Source organism: Sulfitobacter sp. M05, from assembly GCF_029285175.1.
In the GTDB taxonomy this organism is placed as follows: Bacteria; Pseudomonadota; Alphaproteobacteria; order Rhodobacterales; family Rhodobacteraceae; genus Sulfitobacter.
In genome coordinates, this window is sequence record NZ_JABEDH010000001.1 from 571566 (window position 1) to 592403 (window position 20838).

Consider the following 20838-nt stretch of genomic DNA (forward strand, 5'->3'; position numbering starts at 1 on the left):
GATGTTGGGACGCTCGGGGCATGTGGATGGATTTACGCGGGACAATCTGCCGGATGTGGCGGCCTGGCCTGAATTGTTGCTGGACGGGTTCGCCTATCCCGAGCGGCTGAATGTTGGCGTCGAACTGACGGATAAGATGGTGGAAAAAGGGTTCGGTGATCACACTGCCCTGATCGGCAACGGGCGCCGGCGCACCTATAAGGAACTGGCCGACTGGACCAACAAGCTGGCGGCAGCGATGGTTGAAAACCTTGGGATCAAGCCGGGCAACCGGGTGCTGATCCGTTCGGCCAACAACCCGGCGATGGTGGCCTGTTGGCTGGCCGCAACCAAAGCGGGGGCGGTGGTTGTGAATACCATGCCGATGCTGCGGGCGGGCGAATTGGGGGCGATTGTCGATAAGGCCGAAATCAGCCATGCGCTTTGTGACACAAGGCTGATGGATGAGATGACGGGCTGCGCCAAAACTTCGTCCTATCTGAAAACCGTGGTCGGGTTTGACGGGACCAGCAATCATGACGCCGAGCTGGACCGTCTGGCGCTGGAGAAACCGGTGCAGTTTGATGCGGTGGACACGGCGCAAGACGATGTTGCCTTGCTGGGTTTTACATCAGGAACGACGGGTGACCCAAAGGCAACAATGCATTTTCATCGGGATTTGCTGATCATCGCGGATGGCTATGGCCGTGAGGTTTTGCAGGTCACACCGCAGGATGTCTTTGTCGGATCACCGCCTTTAGCCTTTACCTTCGGGCTGGGTGGTTTGGCGATCTTTCCGCTGCGGTTTGGGGCGGCGGCGACGCTGTTGGAAGCGGCCAGCCCGCCCAACATGATCGAGATCATCGAAAAATTCAAAGCCACAGTATGTTTCACCGCGCCGACAGCCTATCGGGCAATGTTGCAGGCGATGGAAGAGGGCGCGGACCTGTCTTCGCTTAGGGCGGCGGTCAGTGCGGGCGAGACCCTGCCGGCACCAGTCTACCACGACTGGGAGGCAAAAACCGGCAAGCCCATGCTGGACGGGATCGGTGCGACAGAAATGCTGCATATCTTTATCTCGAACCGGTTTGATGACCACAAAGCGTCTTGTACCGGCAAGCCGGTGACGGGCTACGAGGCTAAGGTGGTGGACGCCGACGGCGTCGAAGTGGCGCGTGGCGAAGTGGGCCGGTTGGCCGTCCGAGGGCCAACGGGCTGTCGGTATCTCGCGGACGATCGCCAAGCCGCCTATGTGCAGGACGGATGGAATATTACTGGCGATAGTTTTTCAATGGACGCAGAGGGTTACCTGTATTTTGCCGCGCGCAACGACGATATGATCATCAGTTCTGGATATAACATTGCCGGCCCCGAGGTTGAGGCCGCATTGCTGAGCCATCCGGCGGTCAGCGAATGCGGTGTGGTCGGCGCCCCAAACGAGGCGCGCGGCTCGATTGTACAGGCCCATATCGTGCTGGTTGACGGGGTGACCGGGGATGATGCCTTGGTGAAAACACTGCAGGATCATGTCAAGCAAACCATCGCGCCCTTCAAATATCCACGTGACATCCGATTTATTGACGCCTTGCCCAAGACAGCGACCGGCAAGATTCAGCGATTTGCCCTAAGGGAGCAGAAATGACCGATTTCGAAAAGGCCGCCGAGGGGGCCAAAATGGATTTCGCCAAGGACATGTCCTATGGTGATTATCTGGGGCTTGATGCCATTTTGTCGGCGCAGCATCCGTTAAGTGATGCCCATGACGAGATGCTTTTTATCGTGCAGCATCAGACATCTGAGCTGTGGATGCGGCTGGCGATTCACGAGTTGCAAGAGGCGCGGCGCGTTATGTTGGCAGGGGGGCTGAAGCCGGCCTTCAAAATGTTGACCCGGGTGGCCCGGATATTCGAGCAACTGAATTCTGCCTGGGATGTGTTGCGCACCATGACGCCCAGTGAATACACCGCTTTTCGCCCCTCCTTGGGCAATTCATCGGGGTTTCAGTCGCATCAATACCGGCTTGTTGAATACCTCTTGGGCAACCGTATCGGGGCGCTGATGGCGCTGCACAAACACAAAGCCGCAGCTTTTGACGCCTTGAGCGCCGAACTGGCTCAGCCAAGCCTCTATCAGGTGGCGATTGATGTGACCTGCGCGCGTCTGGGCATAGCGTCTTTGGCGGGACTGCCCGGAGAGGGCGATTGGCAGGCCGTTCCGGCGGTTCAGGATATGTGGCAGCAGGTTTACCAAGATCCTAAAGCCCATTGGGAGCTTTACGAACTGGCTGAAAAGCTCGTTGATCTGGAAGACTATTTTCGACGTTGGCGGTTTAACCATGTGACAACCGTCGAACGGATCATCGGGTTCAAACGAGGTACGGGGGGAACATCGGGGGTGGCCTATCTGCGCAAAATGCTCGAAGTTGAGCTGTTTCCCGAATTATGGCAAGTCAGAGGAGTCTTGTAAGTGACGAATGTAGTGAGAAAAGAGCAGTTTATCCTGCCTGAGGGAGTCATTTATCTGGATGGTAACTCGCTGGGGCCAATGCCCAAATCCGTGCCGGCGCGTCTGGCCAATGTGATGAACGAAGAATGGGCCCAGATGCTGATCGGCGGCTGGAACAAAGCTGGATGGATGGCCCAGCCAAGCGAAGTTGGTAACTCCGTAGGGCGATTGGTTGGTGCGGCCGCCGGTTCGGTCGTTATGGGGGATACCCTTTCGGTCAAGGTGTATCAGGCGCTGGCCGCTGGTATTAAGATGCGGCCAGAGCGCCGGGTGATCCTGAGCGACACGGGCAACTTTCCAAGCGACCTTTACATGGCTGAAGGGTTGGTGGGGTTGCTGGGGCAGGGCTATGAGCTGCGCACCGTCGCCCCCGAAGAAGTCGCCAAATCCATCACCGACGACATTGCCGTGGTGATGTTGACACAAGTGGATTACCGCAGCGGACGCGTGCATGACATGCCGGCGATGACCAAACTGGCCCATGATGCGGGCGCGGTGATGGTCTGGGATCTGGCCCATTCGGCAGGGGCCATTCCTGTCGATCTTGCGGCCTCCAATTGTGAATTTGCTGTGGGTTGTACCTATAAATATCTCAACGGTGGCCCCGGTGCGCCGGCCTTTATCTATGTGCGCCCTGATCTGGCCGACACGGCAGAGCCGGCGTTGAGTGGATGGTTGGGTCATGCCAACCCATTTGATTTTGATCTGCATTACACCCCCGGCAAAGGGATCGAGCGGATGCGTGTCGGCACGCCGCCGGTATTGCAGATGGCCGCATTGGAAGAGGCGATGAAAGTCTGGGACGGCGTGGATATGGCCGATGTCCGGCAGGCATCCATCGCATTGCAAGAGCAGTTCATCGAAGAGGTTGAACAGGCGGTGCCCGAACTTGAGCTGGCCAGCCCGCGTGATTCAAGCACACGTGGCTCGCAGGTCTCGTTTCGCTTTGAACATGGCTATGCGGCGATGCAGGCGGTGATCGAACGCGGCGTTGTTGGGGATTTCCGCGCGCCGGACATCATGCGTTTTGGTTTCACACCGCTCTATCTGGATTCCGGTGACGTGAGTGCAGCCGTTGCGGTGATCAAGGATGTAATGACCAATGCGCTTTGGGATGATCCGAAATACAAGGTGCGCAGCCGCGTGACCTGATTGGGTCAGCGGGTACGCAGCAGCGGCGACAGACCGGTCGAAAAAATAAAGATCACCGCCGCTGCGGTAACAATGCTGGGGCCGGTGGGCGTGTCAAACTGGAACGAGCCCAGCAGCCCCGCACCCACCGCAACCGCCCCCAGCGCCATGGCCCAAAGCACCATCATCTCCGGTGTGCGGGCAAAGGGGCGGGCAGCAGCGGCCGGGATGATCAGCATGGCGGCAATCAGCAAGGCACCAACCACCTTGAGGGCAACCGCAACCGTGATCGCAAGTGCAACCGTCAGAATGAGCTGTTCACGTTTGGGATGTCCCCCTGACGCTGTGGCCAGATCGGGGTTCAGTGTGGCCGTCAGCAAGGCTTGCCAGCGCCAAAGCAGCAGTAGCGCCACCAATATGGCACCCGACCAGATTAACAGGACATCGCCTTTGTTCACGGCCAGAATGTCACCGAACAAATAGGCAGAAAGATCAATGCGTTGCCCCGGAACAAGGGAGATCGCGACAAGCCCCAGCGCCAGCCCCGCATGGGCCAGAACCCCCAAAAGAGTATCCGTGCTGACATTATGTTCTGACAGGGTGCTGACGATCAGGGCCATAGCAAGGGCGACAACCAAAACACCACCAATCACCGGTAGATCCATCGCCAGCGCAAGGGCAACCCCCAAGAGCGCGGCGTGGCTGGTGGCATCCCCGAAATAGGCCATACGCCGCCAGACCACAAAACAGCCCAGAGGGGCAGCGGCCAAAGCAACGCCAAGACCCGCAAGGGCGGCGCGAAAAACAAAGTCGTCCATCATTGGCAATGCTCGTCGGTGTGATCGTGATCGTGAGAATGGTGATGCGCGTGATCGTGCTGGTGCCGGTAAAGCGCCAGCGTGCCCTGTGTGCCGGTGCCAAACAGGGCGCGGTATTCCGGGGCATCCGCAACAATTTCGGGGGTGCCTTCGCAACAAATATGACCGTTCAGGCACAGCACCCGGTCAGAGGCGGCCATGACGACATGCAGATCGTGCGACACCATCAACACAGCAATGCCCAAGGCGTGGCGGACTTCTTCGATCTGGCGGTAAAAGGCGGCAGCACCGGGTTGGTCCAGCCCCTGTGTCGCTTCGTCAAGGATCAGGATGTCCGGCGTCCCCAGCAGCGCCCGCGCCAAAAGCACGCGCTGGAACTGGCCCCCCGACAAGGCGGCCATCTGGGCGCGGCCCAGTTCCGGTACACCTGCACGGAGCAGCGCCCCCTGTATCTCATCTGTCTTCTGGCGCTTGGGCAGGTTCAGAAAACGATGAACGGTCAAGGGCAGGGTGGCATCAATGTGCAGCTTCTGAGGGACATAGCCAATGCGCAGCCCATCTGCCCGCGTGACACTGCCCGACACCGGTTTCAAGGCCCCGATCAGGGCGCGCAGCAGGCTGGATTTGCCCGATCCGTTGGGGCCGACGATGGTGACGATTTCGCCGCGTTCGATGGCAAAAGTCACATCACGCAGCACCGGGGCACCGCGGTATCCCAATGTCAGGTTCTGGGTGTTAATCAGGCTCACGCGGTATCTTTCTGGCAGCTTGGACACAGGCCTTCGGCCTCTACCACGGTGCGTTCGATCCGGAAACCCGCATCTGACGCCGCATCATTCAACCGCCCTCTGCCAAGGGTTGTGTCGGTTTCGGCGACAGAATTGCAGGCCCGGCAGATTAGAAAGGCGGGCATCTGGCATTCGCCTAAATGGGCGCAGGCGATATAGGCGTTAAGCGCTTCGATTTTATGGGCAAACCCCGCTTTCACCAGAAAGTCCAAAGCGCGATAGGCGACCGGCGGCTGTGCCCCCAGACCTTCTGTGGCGAGCACTGCCAGCAGATCATAGGCCCCTAATGCGCGGTGATCAGCCAACAGGATCTCCAACGAACGGCGGCGCACCGGCGTCAGGCGCAACCCGTTGTCCGCACAGTGTTGTTCGGCCTTTCGCAACGTGTCCGCGACGCAGTTTCCGTGATCGTGCGGCGCAAATCCGATGGTGTTCATGAGGGCCTCCAAATCTTGGCTATTGATATGTTATAACATTAACTGTAGCAAGCCCTCGAATTTCATTTGGAGGATACCATGCGTTATCTATTTCTAGCCTTAACGGTCCTGCCTGCAATGGCCCGCGCAGAGGTGCCTGCCGTCGCGGTGGACATCGCACCGGTGCATAGTCTTGTGTCCCGTGTGATGCAGGGCGTGGGAACACCCGATCTGGTGGTTCCGCCCGGTGCCTCGCCGCATGGCTACGCGATGCGCCCTTCCGAGGCCCGCAGCCTGAGCGGTGCAGATCTGGTGGTTTGGGTCGGTTCCGGATTGACGCCCTGGCTTGCCGACCCGATCGACGCATTGGCCCCGCAGGCGCATAAACTGGCGCTGATGGATGCAGATGGCATGTCGTTGCTTGGGTTCCGTACCGGAGCAGGTTTTGAAAACGCCCATGACCATGATCACGGGCATGATCATGGAGGGCACGACGCCCATGATGATCATGAAGACCACGATGATCATGAAGGCCACGATGATCATGAGGGGCATGAAGACCATGAGGGGCACGGACACGACGCAGCGGCCCATGATGATGGTAAGCACGAAGGTCATGATCACGCCGATCACGAAGGACATGACGAGCATGCCCATGATGAACACAACCACGACGCCCATGCGGAGGACAGCCACAAAGAAGAGGGTGATCATGCCCATGATGAAGCGGCCCATAACGAAGAGGGCCATGACGATCACGACCATGAAAAATCTAATGACGCCCATGCACAGCACGCTGATGGTGAACGGCAGGACCCCCATATCTGGCTCGACCCGGCAAACGCCGCTGTCGCACTTGAGGCAATCGCCGTTGCCCTGTCTGATCTGGATCCGGAAAACGCGACGATCTACCATCAGAATGCCGAAGAGGGTCAGGCCGAATTGGCGACCCTTACACAAGAAGTAACCGCGCAGTTGAAAGCCGCACAGGGGCGTCCGTTTATCGTATTCCACGACGCTTATCATTATTTCGAAGCGCGGTTTGGTGTCGAATCCGTTGCCGCAGTCAGCACCGGCGATGCGGCGGCTCCGGGGGCGGCGCGGGTCGCAGCTTTGCGCGCTCAGGTAACCGAGGCAGCGCCTGTCTGTGCTTTTGCAGAACCACAGATGAACACCGCGTTGTTGGAGACCGTGTTCGAAGGGCAGGCGACAAAGCTGGCGATGCTTGATCCGCTTGGGGCAGCGTTGACGCCGGGGGCTGACCTTTATGGTGATCTGATCCGTGGTGTTGCCACGTCCATCGCGGATTGCCTCGCACCATAACCTGCTGCGGCCCTGCCAACCTCACTCGGGGGCGGGCAACGATCTGTGTGGTTTGTCAGGGCGGTCCTTGCTGGGGTCGCCCTGTTGTTTTCTGACATAGTGCGCGGGCACTCTGGTGCCAAACCGGGATGCAAACAAATTTATGTGTTCATGCCGGCATCCGACTACGGTGGCACCGGCCCGCGCAACCCCTTGTCTGCGCAGGCCCAACCGCCTTGCGCTTGTCATTAACCTCATTGTCATTGCCTGTGATTAAGAGGGGGGCGGCCCGTATTCCCGCCTCCCTGGGCTGCGCCCCCCTTGAAGCTCCCCCGGCCCGCGACTAATCTGATGATAACGGTTATGCGGGTATGGTCCCGCAAACGCAGATACAGGCAAGCACAGATGAATGATCCCTATGAAACCTACATGAACCTCGTTCCCATGGTCGTTGAACAGACCAGCAGGGGCGAACGGGCCTACGATATTTTCTCGCGGCTGTTGAAAGAACGGATCATTTTCATCAATGGGCCGATCCACAGCGGCATGAGCCACCTGATCGTGGCGCAGCTGCTGCACCTTGAAGCGGAAAACCCGTCCAAGGAAATCAGCATGTATATCAACTCGCCCGGTGGCGAAGTCTCTGCCGGTCTGTCGATCTATGACACCATGCAGTACATCCGCCCCAAGGTGTCGACGCTGATCTGTGGTATGGCGGCCTCGATGGGGTCGGTGATTGCCATCGGTGGCGAAAAAGGCATGCGTTTTGCCCTGCCAAACGCCGAAGTGATGGTACACCAGCCCTCAGGCGGTTCCCAAGGCAAGGCCACCGATATCCTGATTTCGGCGCGCCACATCGAACAGACCCGTGAACGGATGTACCAGCTTTACATGAAACACTCCGGTCAGGATTATGAGACTGTGCAAAAAGCGCTGGATCGCGACCTCTGGATGACGCCAAGCGAGGCATTGGAGTGGGGCCACATCGACGAGATTGTTGCAAACCGCGGCAAAGAAGACGATAACGACGCGCCGAAAAGCAAGCCTAAGAAGGGCAAAGGCGACAAGTAGGCCAAAGCCTTAGGCGCTGCGATTTTGCGATTGTAGCGCCCTAGGCACTGGCTTAGTGTTTGAGGTTAGGACCGCGCGTCTGATTTGGCGCGCACAATTCACGACAGACCTGAAAGGGCTGACATGGCGAATAATTCCAGCGGTGATAGCAAAAACACCCTCTACTGTAGTTTCTGCGGCAAAAGCCAGCATGAGGTGCGCAAGCTAATTGCCGGGCCGACCGTGTTCATCTGTGATGAATGTGTCGAACTGTGCATGGACATCATCCGCGAAGAGACCAAGGCGTCAGGGCTGAAAGCCACGGATGGTGTGCCCACGCCCAAAGATATCTGCGAGGTTCTGGACGATTATGTGATCGGTCAGGCCACGGCGAAACGGGTTTTGTCGGTGGCGGTACACAACCACTACAAGCGGTTGAACCATGCCCAGAAGGGCGGCGATATCGAACTGGCGAAATCCAACATCCTGCTGATTGGTCCGACCGGTTGCGGTAAGACCCTGTTGGCCCAGACACTGGCGCGGATTCTGGACGTACCGTTTACAATGGCGGATGCGACCACATTGACCGAAGCTGGCTATGTCGGTGAAGATGTTGAGAACATTATTCTCAAGCTGTTGCAGGCATCCGAGTACAATGTTGAGCGTGCGCAGCGCGGCATCGTCTATATTGACGAGGTCGACAAAATCACGCGCAAATCCGAGAACCCGTCGATTACCCGTGACGTGTCGGGTGAGGGTGTGCAGCAGGCCTTGCTGAAGTTGATGGAAGGCACAGTCGCCTCTGTACCACCACAGGGCGGGCGCAAGCATCCGCAACAGGAATTCCTGCAGGTCGACACAACGAACATTCTGTTCATCTGTGGCGGTGCCTTTGCTGGTCTGGACAAGATCATTGCCGCACGTGGCAAAGGGTCTGCGATGGGGTTCGGCGCGGATGTGCGTGACAATGACGCCCGCGGCATCGGCGAGATTTTCACCGATCTTGAGCCGGAAGACCTGCTGAAATTCGGTTTGATCCCGGAATTTGTTGGCCGTTTGCCGGTGTTGGCAACGCTGGAAGATCTGGACGAGGACGCGCTGGTCACAATCCTGACGCAGCCTAAGAACGCTTTGGTCAAGCAATACCAGCGTTTGTTCGAACTGGAAGATACCCAGTTGAGCTTTACCGATGATGCACTGATGGCGATTGCCAAGCGGGCCATCGAACGCAAGACCGGTGCGCGCGGGTTGCGCTCTATCCTTGAAGATATCCTGCTGGATACGATGTTTGATCTGCCCGGGTTGGAATCGGTCAATGAGGTTGTGGTCAATGAAGAGTCCGTTACTTCGGACGCTGCGCCCTTGATGATCCACGGCGAAGCCGAAAAAGAGCCCGCAAGCGCAGGCTAAGGCGCGTTGACGTATAGGTTTTTGAAAGGGGCGTGTCATGGACGCGCCCTTTTTGTTTGTGCAGGGAAAAGGGGCCGCGGGGCTCACCATAACCAACATTGGTTTGCGGCCCCTCCCTTGACTGATCTCTGCCTGCCTGATGGGCGCGCCACCCTCAAGTGAAATGGCCGTCTCCCGCAAGCGGGGCCCTCGGCAATTTCCCTTGACGTTGCCGCGCCCATCAGGCTGTCTGTTCTCAGGCAAGGGCGGCTCCGAAACCAACAGGAAAATGGCGATGAAGCGGATTTATTCAGGCGGCGAATTTGAGGCCAAAATTGGCTATTGCCGTGCGGTTGTGGCAGGTGGTTTTGTCCATGTGGCCGGCACTGTGGGGCAGGGCGAAGATGTGGTCAGCCAATGCCGCCACGCGCTGGAGGTCATTGGAAAGGCGCTGGAAGAGGCGGGTGTTGGGTTTGCCGATGTGGTGCGGGTGACCTATATGCTGCCGGATCGGCAGGAATTTGCCCCGTGTTGGCCGGTTCTGGTTGCGGCGTTTGGCGAGAACCCGCCAGCCGCTACGATGATCGAATGCGGCTTGATCGACCCCAAATACCGGATCGAAATCGAGGTGACAGCGGTGTTGCCCGCTTAGGTCACCACCTCAAATTTGTCGCCAAGACGTTTTTGGACATCCTCGGGGTCAAGCGACACCCAAGGCGTGGATGTTTGGGAAATGAAGCCGGCCTCGGCCAGTGCGTTTTGCAGGGCTGGCATGTCCAGTTCGCCCATCCACATCCGGGGTTTGGCGGCACCCAGCGGTTTCCATGAGCGCAACAGGTGGGTGATGCTGACGGGGGCGCGGCCAGTAAAGGATTCCAGGTGGCGCTCAAGGTTGCGCGTCGCACCAGAAGGGCGGCGAACGATCATTGCGACATCGGTGGCGGGGTCCGCAACCATTGCCAGCATATGCAGGGTTGATCCTTCGGCGGCGATGACTTTTCTGGCCCCTTTATAGGTCGCGATCTGGTGGTGAATATCGTGTTTTTCCGGATGATAGACGACATAGCCTTCTTTGATCAGATAGGTTTCCAGCTCTGTTTCGCCGATCAGGTTACCCCGCCCTGAGGGCAGTTTGCTGCGGCTGACATAGAGTTTTTCCGGCCCGTCCGCCTGAACGCTTTTGGCAAAGCGATTGGCAAAGGCTTGGCGGAAGGCATCGGTGCCGGTGATCATCGGGCCAAGGCCAAATCCCTGTCCGGGCACAATAAGCCGTTCGACCTGTTCGGGGTCGGGGGTACAGACCACCGGGGCATCGGTGCCCATCAGGCGCACCAGATCGCGTTGGTATTGCGACACCTCATCCGCATTGCGGGGGCGTTTGGGCACAAACAGGATGCCGTCAATTTCATGCTTCAGGTGGTCAAGCGCCCAGAGTCGTGATGTGCTTTCCACTAGAAAGTGACCAAAGTGCATCCACAGAACCCCGCCCCAAAGCCACGTGCCCTTGCGGGTTTTCAACGGTCCCTCGGGCATTTGCGGCGCGATGGTCAGGGCACGTCCGTTGCGCCACAATGCCCCTTCGCCGTGATACGTACCCTCTGCGGTCAGCACGCCTGCCTGTTGCACAAATTCCTGATCGCTTGGCGGGACAACAATAGCGTTTTCCAGGGTAGTGGTTTGCGAGGTCCATGCGACGTCGGGCATCGGCCCTTGCAGCGTTTCATCGCGCACACAGGTCCAGACAAACCGTGTGCAATGATCGGGCACCTTGGCAAAGCCGGCATTTTCGATCAGGGTTTTGCATTCGCGCATACCGTCGCGCCCGTAAACGTCTGGGTTGAACTCGATGACCAGCGCGCGGATGCCCTTTAGCGATGCCGCACGCAAAAGCCCCAGTTCGCCACCTGCCGCCTTGATCAACACCACGTCGGGGGCAAGTTCCTTGTGCAGTTGTTTAAAATTCGCAGTTGGTACGTCGGGATGGACCGGGGGGTGATCCACCCCAGCAGTTGCGTAGGTCAAGGCGGCACTGCGCAGCTCAATCGTGCGGTCCAATCCGTTCATCTGATATAAGGCATTGATAGGGGCAATCCGCGCAGGATCGCTTTCTACAGTGACAATTCTGGCTGGCTTGGCGTTTCGGGCGACTACCGCCCCAAGCAGCCCGATTTCCGCGCCGATTTCCAGCACGGTATCGCCTTGTCGGACAACCTTGAGCGCGCCGGCAATTTCGTGGCGTTCGTACCGTGCCGCGTTGATCTTGTTGATCCAGACGGGGGTGAGCATCGGGCTGTCCGGCACCATGATCCCGTGGCATTCGGCCACATGGGTGCTGGCGTCATCTCTGGTGGGTTTGGCTGGCATCACCGGTGTCTCCGTTTTGGAAACAATAGCTTCGCGGGCAAAGCGCGCCAATGGCTATACGAATTTCAACGATTTTGCGGTCTTTACACGAGTCTTTGCCGCAACACTTGTACAGGTCTGCTGGACGTGGCCGACGCAGTGGTGCATAACCGGATCAAGTTGAGCGCGGAGAGCATCATGGGCATTCTGAACACTATATTCCGGGGATTGACCTGGTGGCATGGCAACACCCTGAACACACAGCTTTGGAGCTGGCGTAAGGGCGTGAAAGTTGGCGAGGACGAGCAGGGAAATACCTATTTTCGTAACGCTGATAACACCCGTCGCTGGGTTATGTTTAATGGCGAGATGGAGGCGAGCCGCGTGTCACCTGATTGGCACGGCTGGTTGCACCATACCTGGGATGAGCCGCCCACGGACAAGCCGATGGCGCATAAGCCATGGGAAAAGCCGCATGTTGAGAACCTGACAGGGACCATGCTGGCCTATGCGCCTGCGGGATCACTGCGTAAGGAAACCCCGAAAGACCGTTCAGACTACGAGGCGTGGAGCCCCGAGTGAAAACGCCGTTTCGTTCCGTTCTGGCGGTGATGGCAGCCCTTGGCGCGCTGGCTGGCGCGCCGCTTGCCGCGCAGCAGGCCAGCAATGCGTCGGGCGGTGTTCTGCGTGCGCTCGATAAGACCTCCGGTCAGACCACCGATTTTGAAATGCGCGCGGGTCAGGCCTTTCGCATTGGGTCTTTGCAGATCGTGATGAACGAATGCCGCTATCCTGCGGGGAATCCCTCTGGCAACGCCTATGCTGCGTTGGAAATTTCTGAAAACGGTAAAGAAGGTGTGCTGTTTTCGGGTTGGATGATCGCATCCGCACCGGCGCTGTCCGCTTTGGAACACCAGCGTTATGACGTTTGGGTCATCCGCTGCACAACATCATAGAGTGGTAAAACATCTTCCGAGGTAAATAGGGCTTGCTGTGCGGTCGCGTGTTCAAGGCGTGCATGATACGCGCGGCGGGTGATTTCCATGGCCCCGAGTGAAGCCAGATGTGACGTCAGGAACTGCGTGTCAAACAGCGCAAAGCCGGTTCGGTTCAGGTGATCGACCAATGCGGCTAATGCCATCTTTGATGCATTAGTGCGCCGCGAAAACATGCTTTCGCCGAAGAATGCAGCCCCCAATGTCACGCCGTAAACACCGCCGACCAGATCGTCGTTATCCCAGATTTCAAAGGAATGGGCTTTGCCTTTGGCGTGCAGGGCACTGTAAAGTAAAGAGATTTCGGCGTTTATCCAGGTTTCAGGCCGGTCTGCACAGGCGGCGACCACACCGTCAAAATCACTGTTGATACGCACGTTGAATGTGCTGCGTCGCATGGCGCGGGCCAAAGATCGGGAAAGGTGAAAACCGTCCAAGGGCAGGATGCCGCGCCGTTCCGGATCGACCCAGAAAATTTCCGGGTCATCACGGTGTTCTGCCATCGGGAAAATCCCGATGGCATAGCCATGCAAGAGCAGCTCTGGCGTCAGTTCCGACATTACCAGTCAGGTATTACCAAGGTTGGTTTCCAGCCAGTGTTCCAGCCAGTGAATGTTGTAGTTACCTGCCTGCACATCCGGTTCTTCCAGAAGCGCGTGAAACAGCGGCACAGTGGTATCGACACCATCAACGATCAATTCACCCAATGCACGGTTCAGACGCGCCAGCGCTTCGGGGCGGTCGCGACCATGCACGATCAGCTTACCAATCAGACTGTCGTAATAGGGGGGGATGGAATAGCCGTCATAAAGGGCGCTGTCCATCCGCACCCCCAATCCGCCGGGCGCATGATACTGGGTGATCCGTCCGGGGCAGGGGCTGAAGTTCGGCAGTTTCTCTGCGTTGATCCGCACCTCGATGGAGTGGCCGTTGATCTTCAGGTCTTCCTGATGGAACGACATGTCCATCCCGGCGGCGACACGGATTTGCTCGCGTACCAGATCGACGCCAAAGATGGCTTCGGTGACTGGATGTTCCACCTGCAAACGGGTGTTCATTTCGATGAAATAGAATTCGCCGTTTTCATAAAGGAACTCGATTGTGCCGGCACCGATATAGTTGATATCGCCCATGGCGTCGGCGCAGACCTTGCCGATACGTGCGCGTTCCTCAGCGGAAATCGCGGGGCCGGGGGCCTCTTCGAATACCTTCTGGTGGCGGCGCTGAAGGGAGCAATCCCGCTCGCCCAGATGTACGGCACGACCCTTGCCATCGCCGAACACTTGAATTTCGATGTGGCGCGGCGTGGTCAGGTATTTCTCAATATAGACTTCGTCATTGCCAAAGTTTGATTTTCCCTCAGCGCGCGCGGTCTGAAAGGCGCGTTCCATTTCCGCTGCCGTTTGCGCAACCTTCATGCCCTTGCCGCCGCCACCTGCCGTGGCCTTGATGATCACCGGATAGCCCATTTCCGCGCCAAGCGCTTTGGCTTCTTCAAGGGTGGCAACACCCCCGGCAGAACCCGGGACGCAAGGCACACCCAGCTTTTTCATGGTATCCTTGGCGGTGATCTTATCCCCCATCACCCTGATATGCTCGGCTGTGGGTCCGATAAAGGTCAGCCCGTGATCCTGAACCACCTGCACAAAACCGGCGTTTTCAGACAGAAAGCCATAGCCGGGGTGGATCGCTTCGGCACCGGTGATTTCGCAGGCGGCAATGATTGCAGGGATCGACAGATAGGATTGCATCGACGAGGGCGGGCCAACGCAGACCGATTCATCGGCCATACGCACATGCATCGCATCGCTGTCGGCCGTGGAATGCACAGCGACAGTGCCGACGCCCATTTCGCGGGCGGCCCGGATCACCCGCAGGGCAATTTCACCCCGGTTGGCGACTAGGATTTTATTGAACATTTGCGACCACCCTATTCGATGATGACCAGCGGTGCGCCGAATTCAACCGCATCACCGTCACCGACCAGAATGCGCTTGATCGTGCCAGAGCGCGGGGCGGGGATGTGGTTCATGGTCTTCATCGCTTCGACAATCAGCAGGGTGTCGCCTTCGGAAATCGTGGCCCCGACAGAGATGAACGCGGGCGCGCCGGGTTCCGCTTGCATATAGACGGTGCCGACCATCGGTGACGTGACCGCCCCGGGATGGCTGGCCGGGTCTGCGGCCTCTTCGGTTGCGGCAGCTGCTGGCGCCGCGGCGGCGGCGGGGGCAGCAGCGGCGGGCGCGGCGACAGTGGCCTGCATCTGCGGCGCTGCCATGATTTGTTGCGGCGGTTTGCGGCTGACGCGGACGTTCAGACTGTCGTCCTCGGCATAGTCACGCTTGACCTGCAATTCAGTCAGGTCATTTTCATTCAACAACTCGGCCAGCGCCCGGATGAAGGCCACATCCGCGTCATGGGTATTTTTAGTCATATTTTCCTCGACTTGTCCCTTGTCCGGCGGTGTTTCGCGCCGTTACGTCAGAGTTGCTTATAGGCCAATGTGTGCAGCGTGAAAAGCCGCCAGTTGTGTGTTGCGGACATGGCATGCATGTTGCCCATGCAAGGAGAAACAGGATGAATTTGTCACACGGGCTGGACCGGTCCGCCAAAGCGACCCCTTGGGCACCGGCGTTGATCACCGGCACAGGGCAGGATGCGGATTACGCGGGGTTCGCCCGCCGCGTCAGTCAGGTTGCGGGATGGCTGGAAGCACAGGGCGTATCGGCGGGCGACCGGGTTGCGATTTTCATGAAGAACACGCCGGCGTTTCTGGTCTGTCTCTATGGTATCTGGAAGGTTGGGGCCGCCGCGGTGCCCATCAACGCCAAGCTGCATGGACGGGAAGCGGCGTTTATTGTCGCGGATTCCGGTGCGAAACTGGTGCTGGCCAGCGCCGGGCAGGCGGCCGCATTGGTGCAGACCAACCTGCACACACGGGTGATAGATGTGGATGACACCGGGTTTGGCCAAGCGATTTCGGACGCAGTGGCCCGAACCGACATTACCGCGCGCAGCGCCGCTGATCTGGCTTGGCTTTTCTATACCTCGGGCACCACCGGCCAACCCAAAGGGGTGATCATCACCCACGGGATGCTAGCATCCATGGCGCAGAGTTATGGTCGCGACGTGGATACTGTCCGTGCCGAAGATGCCGCCCTCTATGCCGCCCCGCTCAGCCATGGGGCCGGGCTCTATGCGGTGATGCATGTGCAGGCCGGTGCGCGCCATGTCTTTCCGGTATCGGGCGGGTTTGATCCAAAGGAGATACTGGACTTGGCCGCCGCACATGGATCGGTTCACATGTTCGCCGCCCCGACAATGGTCAAGCGTCTGACACATAAGGCCAAGGCGCTGGGGGCAAAAGGCACCGGGTTGCGCACGGTCGTCTATGCCGGTGGGCCGATGTATCTGGCGGATATTCTTGAGGCCTCAGATTGGTTTGGACCGGTCTTTGTGCAGATCTACGGGCAGGGGGAATGTCCGATGGGGATCACCGCCCTGTCGCGGGCTGATGTGATGGACCGTACACACCGCGACTGGCGCAACCGCCTGGCTTCGGTTGGACGCGCGCAAGCGGGCATCGAGGTCCGGATCGCCGGCCCTGATGGGGTGCCAGTTCCGGCCGGCATCGAAGGCGAGATTATGGTGCGCGGTGCCACGGTGATGCCAGGCTATTGGCAGAACCCGGGCGCAACCGAAAAGACTCTGCGCGATGGGTGGTTGATGACAGGGGATGTGGGGGTGTTGGACAAGGCCGGATACCTGACCCTGAGGGACCGCAGCAAGGATGTGATCATCACTGGCGGATCAAACGTCTATCCGCGCGAGGTGGAGGAGGTCATATTGATGCATGACGGGGTGCGCGAGGTTTCGGTGGTGGGGCGTCCACATGCCGAATGGGGCGAGGAAATCGTGGCGTTCGTTGTGGGAGAGGCCAAGGAGGCGGCGTTGGACCAGCTGTGTCTTGAACATATTGCGCGGTTCAAACGGCCCAAGGTCTATGTCTGGCTCGATGCTCTGCCGAAGAACAACTATGGCAAGGTTTTGAAAACCGATCTGCGTGCCTTACTCGCGCGGCAGTGACCGAAAATTTCTAAAATTTTCGGGCCGGACTTTTCAATAAAATCTGGCCCGTTTGCAAGCCGTACCGATCAGATCGCGAGGTATTCCGCGCGCAGCTCAGCATTGTCCAGCACCTCTTGCGCAGTGCCGTCAAAGACAATCCCGCCGGTGTCCAGAATGACCGCACGATCCGCCAGTTGCAGCGCCCGCACAGCGTTCTGTTCAACCAGAATCGTCGTGATGCCCTGTTCCTTGATGATGCCAAGTGTCTTTTCGATCTCGTCCACAATCACCGGTGCCAGACCTTCATAGGGTTCGTCCAGCAACAACACCTTGATGTCGCGCGCCAAAGCCCGGGCAATTGCTAGCATCTGCTGTTCGCCACCCGACAGGGTGACACCATCCTGTGATTTACGTTCCCCCAGACGCGGGAAAAGGTCATAGATACGCTCCAGTGACCACCCGATGGGCGGGGCGATTTGCGCCAGTTTCAGGTTCTCTTCGACGGTCAGGCCGGGAATGATGGAACGGTCTTCCGGCACCAGTCCCAGCCCGGCCTGGGCGGCCTCAAAGGACTGCATCTTGTGCAGGGGCTGGTGATCAAGCCAGATTTCCCCTTTGTGAACTTCAGGTGAGGACATCCGCGCAATGGCGCGCAATGTCGAGGTTTTGCCAGCACCGTTGCGCCCCAGCAGGGCAAGGATTTCACCCTCATGCACATTAAAGCTGATGCCCTGAACGATATAGCTTTCGCCATAATAGGCCTCAAGGTTCCAGACCGACAGAAAGGCCGGGGCAGTGGCTGCATGGTTGGCGTTTTTCTCAAGCGTTTGGGTGGTCATAATCGTGATCCTTTTTGACGGCAGGGGGCACCCACCTTAGGGGGTCGGCAGAGGGGCGGAAGGACATGCAGGGGGGCGAAGGGCGGGGTGATACGAGCATTACCCGCTGCACCCCGCGCGGGTCAGGCCGCTTCCTGAATTTCGCCCAGATAGGCCTCACGTACTTTCGGGTGGCCCTTGATTTTGTCCGGAGTGTCTTCGACCAGCGGGGTGCCTTGGGCGAGAACGGTGATCCGATCCGACAGGGAGAACACCACATGCATGTCATGTTCGATGATGGCGATGGTGATGTCGCGCTCTTCCTTGATCTGTTTCAACAGGTCGATGGTATTGTTGGTGTCCGCCCGCGCCATCCCCGCTGTGGGTTCATCCAGCAGCAACAGGCGTGGGTCCTGCGCCAGACACATGGCGATTTCCAGACGGCGTTTGTCGCCGCGCGACATAGAGGATGCCTGCATCTCGCGCTTGTCGATCAGCTTCATGTCGACCAGCATTTCCTCGGCTTTGGCGATGATGTCGCGTTCCTGACCGATGCTTTCCAGCGCGTGCATCCGAAAGGCACCGTCACGTTTGGCAAAACAGGGGATCATCATGTTTTCCATGACGTTCAGATCTCCGAAAATCTCGGGTGTCTGGAACACCCGAGAAATGCCCATCTGGTTGATTTCATAAGGTTTGCGCCCCAGCACCGACTGACCGTCAAACATGACTGACCCGGTGTCGGGGGTCAATTTGCCAACCAGACAATTCAACAGTGTGGATTTACCGGCCCCGTTTGGCCCGATAATCGCATGACAGGAGTTTTCCGCGATGTTCAGGTTCACATCGCCCAGCGCCTGAAGGCCGCCAAACCGTTTGCCTACATTTTTTACTTCAAGAATAGCCATGATGTCTTTCCTTATTCTGCAGGTGTTTTGCTGGCGTCAGTTGTGTCGTCCGACGCCTTTTTGCCGCGGAACATTTTCGCGATGCGCTGGCCGCCTTCAACCAGACCACCGGGCAGAAAGATCACAACCAGCATGAACAGCAGGCCCAGCGTCAGGTGCCAGCCTTTGCCGACAAATGGATAGACCAGCGCGATCATCACGTCTTCGATGCCGTCGGGCATAAAGGCGAACCACTGTTCCAACACCGATTTGTTGATCTTGGAGACGATGTTCTCCATGTATTTGATAAAGCCTGCGCCCAGCACAGGGCCGATCAAAGTGCCGGCACCGCCTAGAATGGTCATCAGGACAACTTCGCCGGATGCGGTCCAAAACATGCGTTCCGCCCCCACCTGCGTGTCCATCGCCACCAGAAGGCCGCCGGCCAGACCGGCATACATGCCTGAGATGACAAAAGCTGCCAAAGTATAGGGTTTGGTGTTCAGGCCGGTGTAATTCATCCGCTGCTGGTTCGATTTGACTGCCCGCAGCATCATCCCGAAAGGGGAGCGGAAGATGCGGATCGACAGGTAAAAGGCGATCAGCATGACAACCGCCGCGATGTAATAGCCGGCGTTAAAGGTGAATACCCAGTTGCCCATGGCCAGCTCGAACCCGTCGTTCATTTCCAGCCCGAACAGGTTTGCCCGTGGTGACTGGCCTGCCTCCAACGTCCCGTCAAGGATGCGCGGATCGTCGTATTTTGGCTGCAAGCCCGTTTCACCACCGGTAATCGGGGTCAAAACCGAATAGGCCAGAGCATAGGACATCTGGGCAAAAGCCAGCGTCAGGATCGAGAAGTAGATGCCCGAGCGGCGCAGGGAAATCCAGCCCACCAACAGCGAGAATAGCCCGGCAAACAGCACTGACACGATGATGGCAGGCACCACGTTCATTGTCAGCAGCTTCATCATCCAGATTGCTGCATAAGACCCGACACCCAGAAACGCCGCATGGCCAAAGCTGAGATAGCCGGTAAGGCCAAACAGGATATTGAACCCGATGGCAAAGATGCCAAAGATTACCAGACGTTGCATCAGGTCAGGATAGCCCGCGTTGAACTGTGCCATGGCTGAACCTTCGGGGAAGGGGTTCAGGATGAAGGGGGCGGCAAGGGCGAGGAAGGCCACGACCAGCAGAATACCCGTGTCTTTTTTGTTAAGTCCGAACATGTTCTTACTCCTCCATCACGCCTTTGCGCCCCATCAGGCCGCGTGGTCGGGTCAATAGAATGATAATCGCCACCAGATAGATGATGATCTGGTTGATCCCGGGGATGATCTCCAAAACGGCGGCCATTGAGGCAAAGCTTTCAAGAATACCCAGCAGGAAGCCCGCCAGCACCGCGCCGGGCAGGGAGCCCATGCCGCCGACAACCACAACCACAAAGCTGAGAACCAGAAAATCCATGCCCATATGGTAATTGGGTGAGTTGATCGGTGCATACATCACACCGGCCAGCCCCGCGACCGCAGCCGCGATGCCGAACATGATGGTAAAGCGTTTGTCGATATTGATGCCCAGCAGCCCCACGGTTTCCCGATCCGCCATGCCGGCCCGTACCACCATGCCAAAGGTGGTGAATTGCAAGAACGCAAAGACCGCGCCGATGATTAGCGCCGAAAACGCAAAATAGACCAGTCGCCAGTAGGGGTAGATGATGGAATTAGCGTCAAACCCCAACATTGCGCCGAAATCGAATGATCCGGCAAAGACCGCCGGGGCGGGGGTTGGAATGGGGTTGGCCCCGTAGAAATACTTGATCACCTCTTGCAAAACGATCGCAAGGCCGAAGGTCACAAGGATCTGGTCCGCATGGGGGCGTTTGTAGAAATGTTTGATCAGCCCGCGTTCCATTACAAAGCCGATGCCGATCATCACAGGGATGGTGAACAGGATCGAAAGCGGCACCGCCCAGTCGATGATCGCGTTCCCGGTGGCCTGTCCGAACAGGTCATGGATATAGGGGACGTCCACCTTAAGCGGATTGCCAAGGAAGTCCTTTTGCGTCTCGTCGATGATCGTATGGCTGAACGACAGCATCTTGCTAAAGGTTACGGCGCAGAAGGCACCAATCATAAACAGCGCGCCGTGGGCAAAGTTTACCACACCAAGCGTACCGAAGATCAAGGTCAGCCCCAAGGCAATCAGCGCATAGGCAGATCCCTTGTCCAGACCGTTGAGAATTTGCAGGATAATTGCGTCCATGGTGCCCCACCTCCAAGCGCGGTCAGCCCAAATGGGCCAAGGTCAGGGCGAAGAAGGTCCTCGCCCTGAAAGTTCAGTTGA

At 58.1% G+C, this 20838-nt stretch carries 21 protein-coding genes; 10 read left to right on the forward strand and 11 right to left on the reverse strand.

Annotated elements, in window-relative coordinates; genetic code table 11:
• Position 1: 1 nt before the first annotated feature.
• Genes HKX44_RS02875 through kynU form a run of 3 tightly spaced genes read left to right on the forward strand, consistent with a single transcriptional unit; the run spans position 2 to position 3636 of the window.
• Positions 2 to 1621 (forward strand): AMP-binding protein, encoded by a 1620-nt coding sequence (locus HKX44_RS02875; protein ID WP_276149794.1) that lies wholly within the window; start codon positions 2 to 4, stop codon positions 1619 to 1621.
• A complete protein-coding gene (locus HKX44_RS02880; RefSeq protein WP_276149795.1) occupies positions 1618 to 2445 on the forward strand; it encodes a tryptophan 2,3-dioxygenase family protein in 828 nt (275 codons plus the stop codon). The genes HKX44_RS02875 and HKX44_RS02880 overlap by 4 nt, the downstream gene beginning before the upstream one ends.
• Positions 2446 to 3636, forward strand: coding sequence for a kynureninase (gene kynU / locus HKX44_RS02885; protein ID WP_276149796.1), 1191 nt, complete (start codon positions 2446 to 2448; stop codon positions 3634 to 3636).
• Positions 3637 to 3641: 5 nt separating this feature from the next.
• On the opposite strand, the gene HKX44_RS02890 is transcribed toward kynU, so the two are convergent.
• Genes HKX44_RS02890 through HKX44_RS02900 form a run of 3 tightly spaced genes read right to left on the reverse strand, consistent with a single transcriptional unit; the run spans position 3642 to position 5658 of the window.
• A complete protein-coding gene (locus HKX44_RS02890) occupies positions 3642 to 4436 on the reverse strand; it encodes a metal ABC transporter permease (protein WP_276149797.1) in 795 nt (264 codons plus the stop codon).
• The gene (locus HKX44_RS02895) at positions 4433 to 5182 is read right to left on the reverse strand and encodes a metal ABC transporter ATP-binding protein (RefSeq protein ID WP_276149798.1); all 750 of its coding nucleotides are present in this window, start codon (positions 5180 to 5182) and stop codon (positions 4433 to 4435) included. The genes HKX44_RS02890 and HKX44_RS02895 overlap by 4 nt, the downstream gene beginning before the upstream one ends.
• Positions 5179 to 5658 carry a transcriptional repressor gene (locus HKX44_RS02900; RefSeq protein ID WP_276149799.1) on the reverse strand — a complete coding sequence of 160 codons (480 nt, stop codon included), beginning with the start codon at positions 5656 to 5658 and terminating at the stop codon, positions 5179 to 5181. The genes HKX44_RS02895 and HKX44_RS02900 overlap by 4 nt, the downstream gene beginning before the upstream one ends.
• Positions 5659 to 5736: 78 nt before the next feature.
• Between HKX44_RS02900 and HKX44_RS02905 the strand changes: the two genes are divergently transcribed.
• From HKX44_RS02905 to HKX44_RS02920, 4 genes are all read left to right on the forward strand, one after another.
• On the forward strand, positions 5737 to 6960 hold the full coding sequence (locus tag HKX44_RS02905) for a zinc ABC transporter substrate-binding protein (RefSeq protein ID WP_276149800.1): 1224 nt from the start codon (positions 5737 to 5739) through the stop codon (positions 6958 to 6960).
• Positions 6961 to 7344: 384 nt separating this feature from the next.
• Positions 7345 to 8010, forward strand: a complete 666-nt coding sequence (locus HKX44_RS02910) for an ATP-dependent Clp protease proteolytic subunit (protein WP_276149801.1) — start codon at positions 7345 to 7347, stop codon at positions 8008 to 8010.
• Positions 8011 to 8133: 123 nt separating this feature from the next.
• Positions 8134 to 9399 (forward strand): ATP-dependent Clp protease ATP-binding subunit ClpX, encoded by a 1266-nt coding sequence (clpX, locus tag HKX44_RS02915; RefSeq protein WP_276149802.1) that lies wholly within the window; start codon positions 8134 to 8136, stop codon positions 9397 to 9399.
• A gap of 268 nt (positions 9400 to 9667) precedes the next feature.
• Complete coding sequence (locus HKX44_RS02920) at positions 9668 to 10030, forward strand: RidA family protein (RefSeq protein ID WP_276150788.1); 363 nt, start codon at positions 9668 to 9670, stop codon at positions 10028 to 10030.
• Here HKX44_RS02920 and HKX44_RS02925 read toward each other — a convergent pair.
• Complete coding sequence (locus HKX44_RS02925) at positions 10027 to 11742, reverse strand: glycosyltransferase 61 family protein (RefSeq protein ID WP_276149803.1); 1716 nt, start codon at positions 11740 to 11742, stop codon at positions 10027 to 10029. The genes HKX44_RS02920 and HKX44_RS02925 overlap by 4 nt on opposite strands.
• A gap of 177 nt (positions 11743 to 11919) precedes the next feature.
• Between HKX44_RS02925 and HKX44_RS02930 the strand changes: the two genes are divergently transcribed.
• Positions 11920 to 12303, forward strand: coding sequence for an NADH:ubiquinone oxidoreductase subunit NDUFA12 (locus tag HKX44_RS02930; RefSeq protein ID WP_276150789.1), 384 nt, complete (start codon positions 11920 to 11922; stop codon positions 12301 to 12303).
• Positions 12300 to 12677 carry a DUF2155 domain-containing protein gene (locus HKX44_RS02935; RefSeq protein WP_346348165.1) on the forward strand — a complete coding sequence of 126 codons (378 nt, stop codon included), beginning with the start codon at positions 12300 to 12302 and terminating at the stop codon, positions 12675 to 12677. Before HKX44_RS02930 ends, HKX44_RS02935 begins: the two co-directional genes overlap by 4 nt.
• Here the strand turns inward: HKX44_RS02935 and aat are convergent.
• The 3 genes from aat to accB are packed head-to-tail and all read right to left on the reverse strand — an operon-like array spanning position 12641 to position 15150.
• Complete coding sequence (aat, locus tag HKX44_RS02940) at positions 12641 to 13276, reverse strand: leucyl/phenylalanyl-tRNA--protein transferase (protein ID WP_276149804.1); 636 nt, start codon at positions 13274 to 13276, stop codon at positions 12641 to 12643. The genes HKX44_RS02935 and aat overlap by 37 nt on opposite strands.
• A 6-nt stretch (positions 13277 to 13282) precedes the next feature.
• A complete protein-coding gene (accC, locus tag HKX44_RS02945; RefSeq protein ID WP_276149805.1) occupies positions 13283 to 14635 on the reverse strand; it encodes an acetyl-CoA carboxylase biotin carboxylase subunit in 1353 nt (450 codons plus the stop codon).
• An 11-nt stretch (positions 14636 to 14646) separates the two neighbouring features.
• Positions 14647 to 15150 (reverse strand): acetyl-CoA carboxylase biotin carboxyl carrier protein, encoded by a 504-nt coding sequence (accB, locus tag HKX44_RS02950; RefSeq protein WP_276149806.1) that lies wholly within the window; start codon positions 15148 to 15150, stop codon positions 14647 to 14649.
• A gap of 143 nt (positions 15151 to 15293) precedes the next feature.
• Here accB and HKX44_RS02955 point away from each other — a divergent pair, with 143 nt between their 5' ends.
• A complete protein-coding gene (locus tag HKX44_RS02955) occupies positions 15294 to 16802 on the forward strand; it encodes an AMP-binding protein (RefSeq protein WP_276149807.1) in 1509 nt (502 codons plus the stop codon).
• A gap of 68 nt (positions 16803 to 16870) precedes the next feature.
• Here the strand turns inward: HKX44_RS02955 and HKX44_RS02960 are convergent, their stop codons facing one another.
• The 4 genes from HKX44_RS02960 to HKX44_RS02975 all read right to left on the reverse strand — a co-directional run bounded on the left by HKX44_RS02960 (position 16871) and on the right by HKX44_RS02975 (position 20757).
• Positions 16871 to 17623 (reverse strand): ABC transporter ATP-binding protein, encoded by a 753-nt coding sequence (locus HKX44_RS02960; protein ID WP_276149808.1) that lies wholly within the window; start codon positions 17621 to 17623, stop codon positions 16871 to 16873.
• A gap of 122 nt (positions 17624 to 17745) precedes the next feature.
• Positions 17746 to 18510, reverse strand: coding sequence for an ABC transporter ATP-binding protein (locus HKX44_RS02965; protein ID WP_276149809.1), 765 nt, complete (start codon positions 18508 to 18510; stop codon positions 17746 to 17748).
• 11 nt (positions 18511 to 18521) lie between these two features.
• A complete protein-coding gene (locus HKX44_RS02970; RefSeq protein WP_276149810.1) occupies positions 18522 to 19721 on the reverse strand; it encodes a branched-chain amino acid ABC transporter permease in 1200 nt (399 codons plus the stop codon).
• 4 nt (positions 19722 to 19725) lie between these two features.
• The gene (locus tag HKX44_RS02975) at positions 19726 to 20757 is read right to left on the reverse strand and encodes a branched-chain amino acid ABC transporter permease (protein WP_276149811.1); all 1032 of its coding nucleotides are present in this window, start codon (positions 20755 to 20757) and stop codon (positions 19726 to 19728) included.
• Positions 20758 to 20838: the final 81 nt, after the last annotated feature.

What these genes read in the sequence shown, in the direction of transcription:
- HKX44_RS02875 (WP_276149794.1), top strand. Translation starts at nt 2, where the DNA reads ATGTTGGGACGCTCGGGGCATGTGGATGGATTTACGCGGGACAATCTG.
- HKX44_RS02880 (WP_276149795.1), top strand. Translation starts at nt 1,618, where the DNA reads ATGACCGATTTCGAAAAGGCCGCCGAGGGGGCCAAAATGGATTTCGCC.
- HKX44_RS02890 (WP_276149797.1), bottom strand. Translation starts at nt 4,436, where the DNA reads ATGATGGACGACTTTGTTTTTCGCGCCGCCCTTGCGGGTCTTGGCGTT.
- HKX44_RS02900 (WP_276149799.1), bottom strand. Translation starts at nt 5,658, where the DNA reads ATGAACACCATCGGATTTGCGCCGCACGATCACGGAAACTGCGTCGCG.
- HKX44_RS02905 (WP_276149800.1), top strand. Translation starts at nt 5,737, where the DNA reads ATGCGTTATCTATTTCTAGCCTTAACGGTCCTGCCTGCAATGGCCCGC.
- HKX44_RS02910 (WP_276149801.1), top strand. Translation starts at nt 7,345, where the DNA reads ATGAATGATCCCTATGAAACCTACATGAACCTCGTTCCCATGGTCGTT.
- clpX (WP_276149802.1), top strand. Translation starts at nt 8,134, where the DNA reads ATGGCGAATAATTCCAGCGGTGATAGCAAAAACACCCTCTACTGTAGT.
- HKX44_RS02920 (WP_276150788.1), top strand. Translation starts at nt 9,668, where the DNA reads ATGGCGATGAAGCGGATTTATTCAGGCGGCGAATTTGAGGCCAAAATT.
- HKX44_RS02925 (WP_276149803.1), bottom strand. Translation starts at nt 11,742, where the DNA reads ATGCCAGCCAAACCCACCAGAGATGACGCCAGCACCCATGTGGCCGAA.
- HKX44_RS02930 (WP_276150789.1), top strand. Translation starts at nt 11,920, where the DNA reads ATGGGCATTCTGAACACTATATTCCGGGGATTGACCTGGTGGCATGGC.
- aat (WP_276149804.1), bottom strand. Translation starts at nt 13,276, where the DNA reads ATGTCGGAACTGACGCCAGAGCTGCTCTTGCATGGCTATGCCATCGGG.
- accC (WP_276149805.1), bottom strand. Translation starts at nt 14,635, where the DNA reads ATGTTCAATAAAATCCTAGTCGCCAACCGGGGTGAAATTGCCCTGCGG.
- accB (WP_276149806.1), bottom strand. Translation starts at nt 15,150, where the DNA reads ATGACTAAAAATACCCATGACGCGGATGTGGCCTTCATCCGGGCGCTG.
- HKX44_RS02955 (WP_276149807.1), top strand. Translation starts at nt 15,294, where the DNA reads ATGAATTTGTCACACGGGCTGGACCGGTCCGCCAAAGCGACCCCTTGG.
- HKX44_RS02960 (WP_276149808.1), bottom strand. Translation starts at nt 17,623, where the DNA reads ATGACCACCCAAACGCTTGAGAAAAACGCCAACCATGCAGCCACTGCC.
- HKX44_RS02965 (WP_276149809.1), bottom strand. Translation starts at nt 18,510, where the DNA reads ATGGCTATTCTTGAAGTAAAAAATGTAGGCAAACGGTTTGGCGGCCTT.
- HKX44_RS02970 (WP_276149810.1), bottom strand. Translation starts at nt 19,721, where the DNA reads ATGTTCGGACTTAACAAAAAAGACACGGGTATTCTGCTGGTCGTGGCC.
- HKX44_RS02975 (WP_276149811.1), bottom strand. Translation starts at nt 20,757, where the DNA reads ATGGACGCAATTATCCTGCAAATTCTCAACGGTCTGGACAAGGGATCT.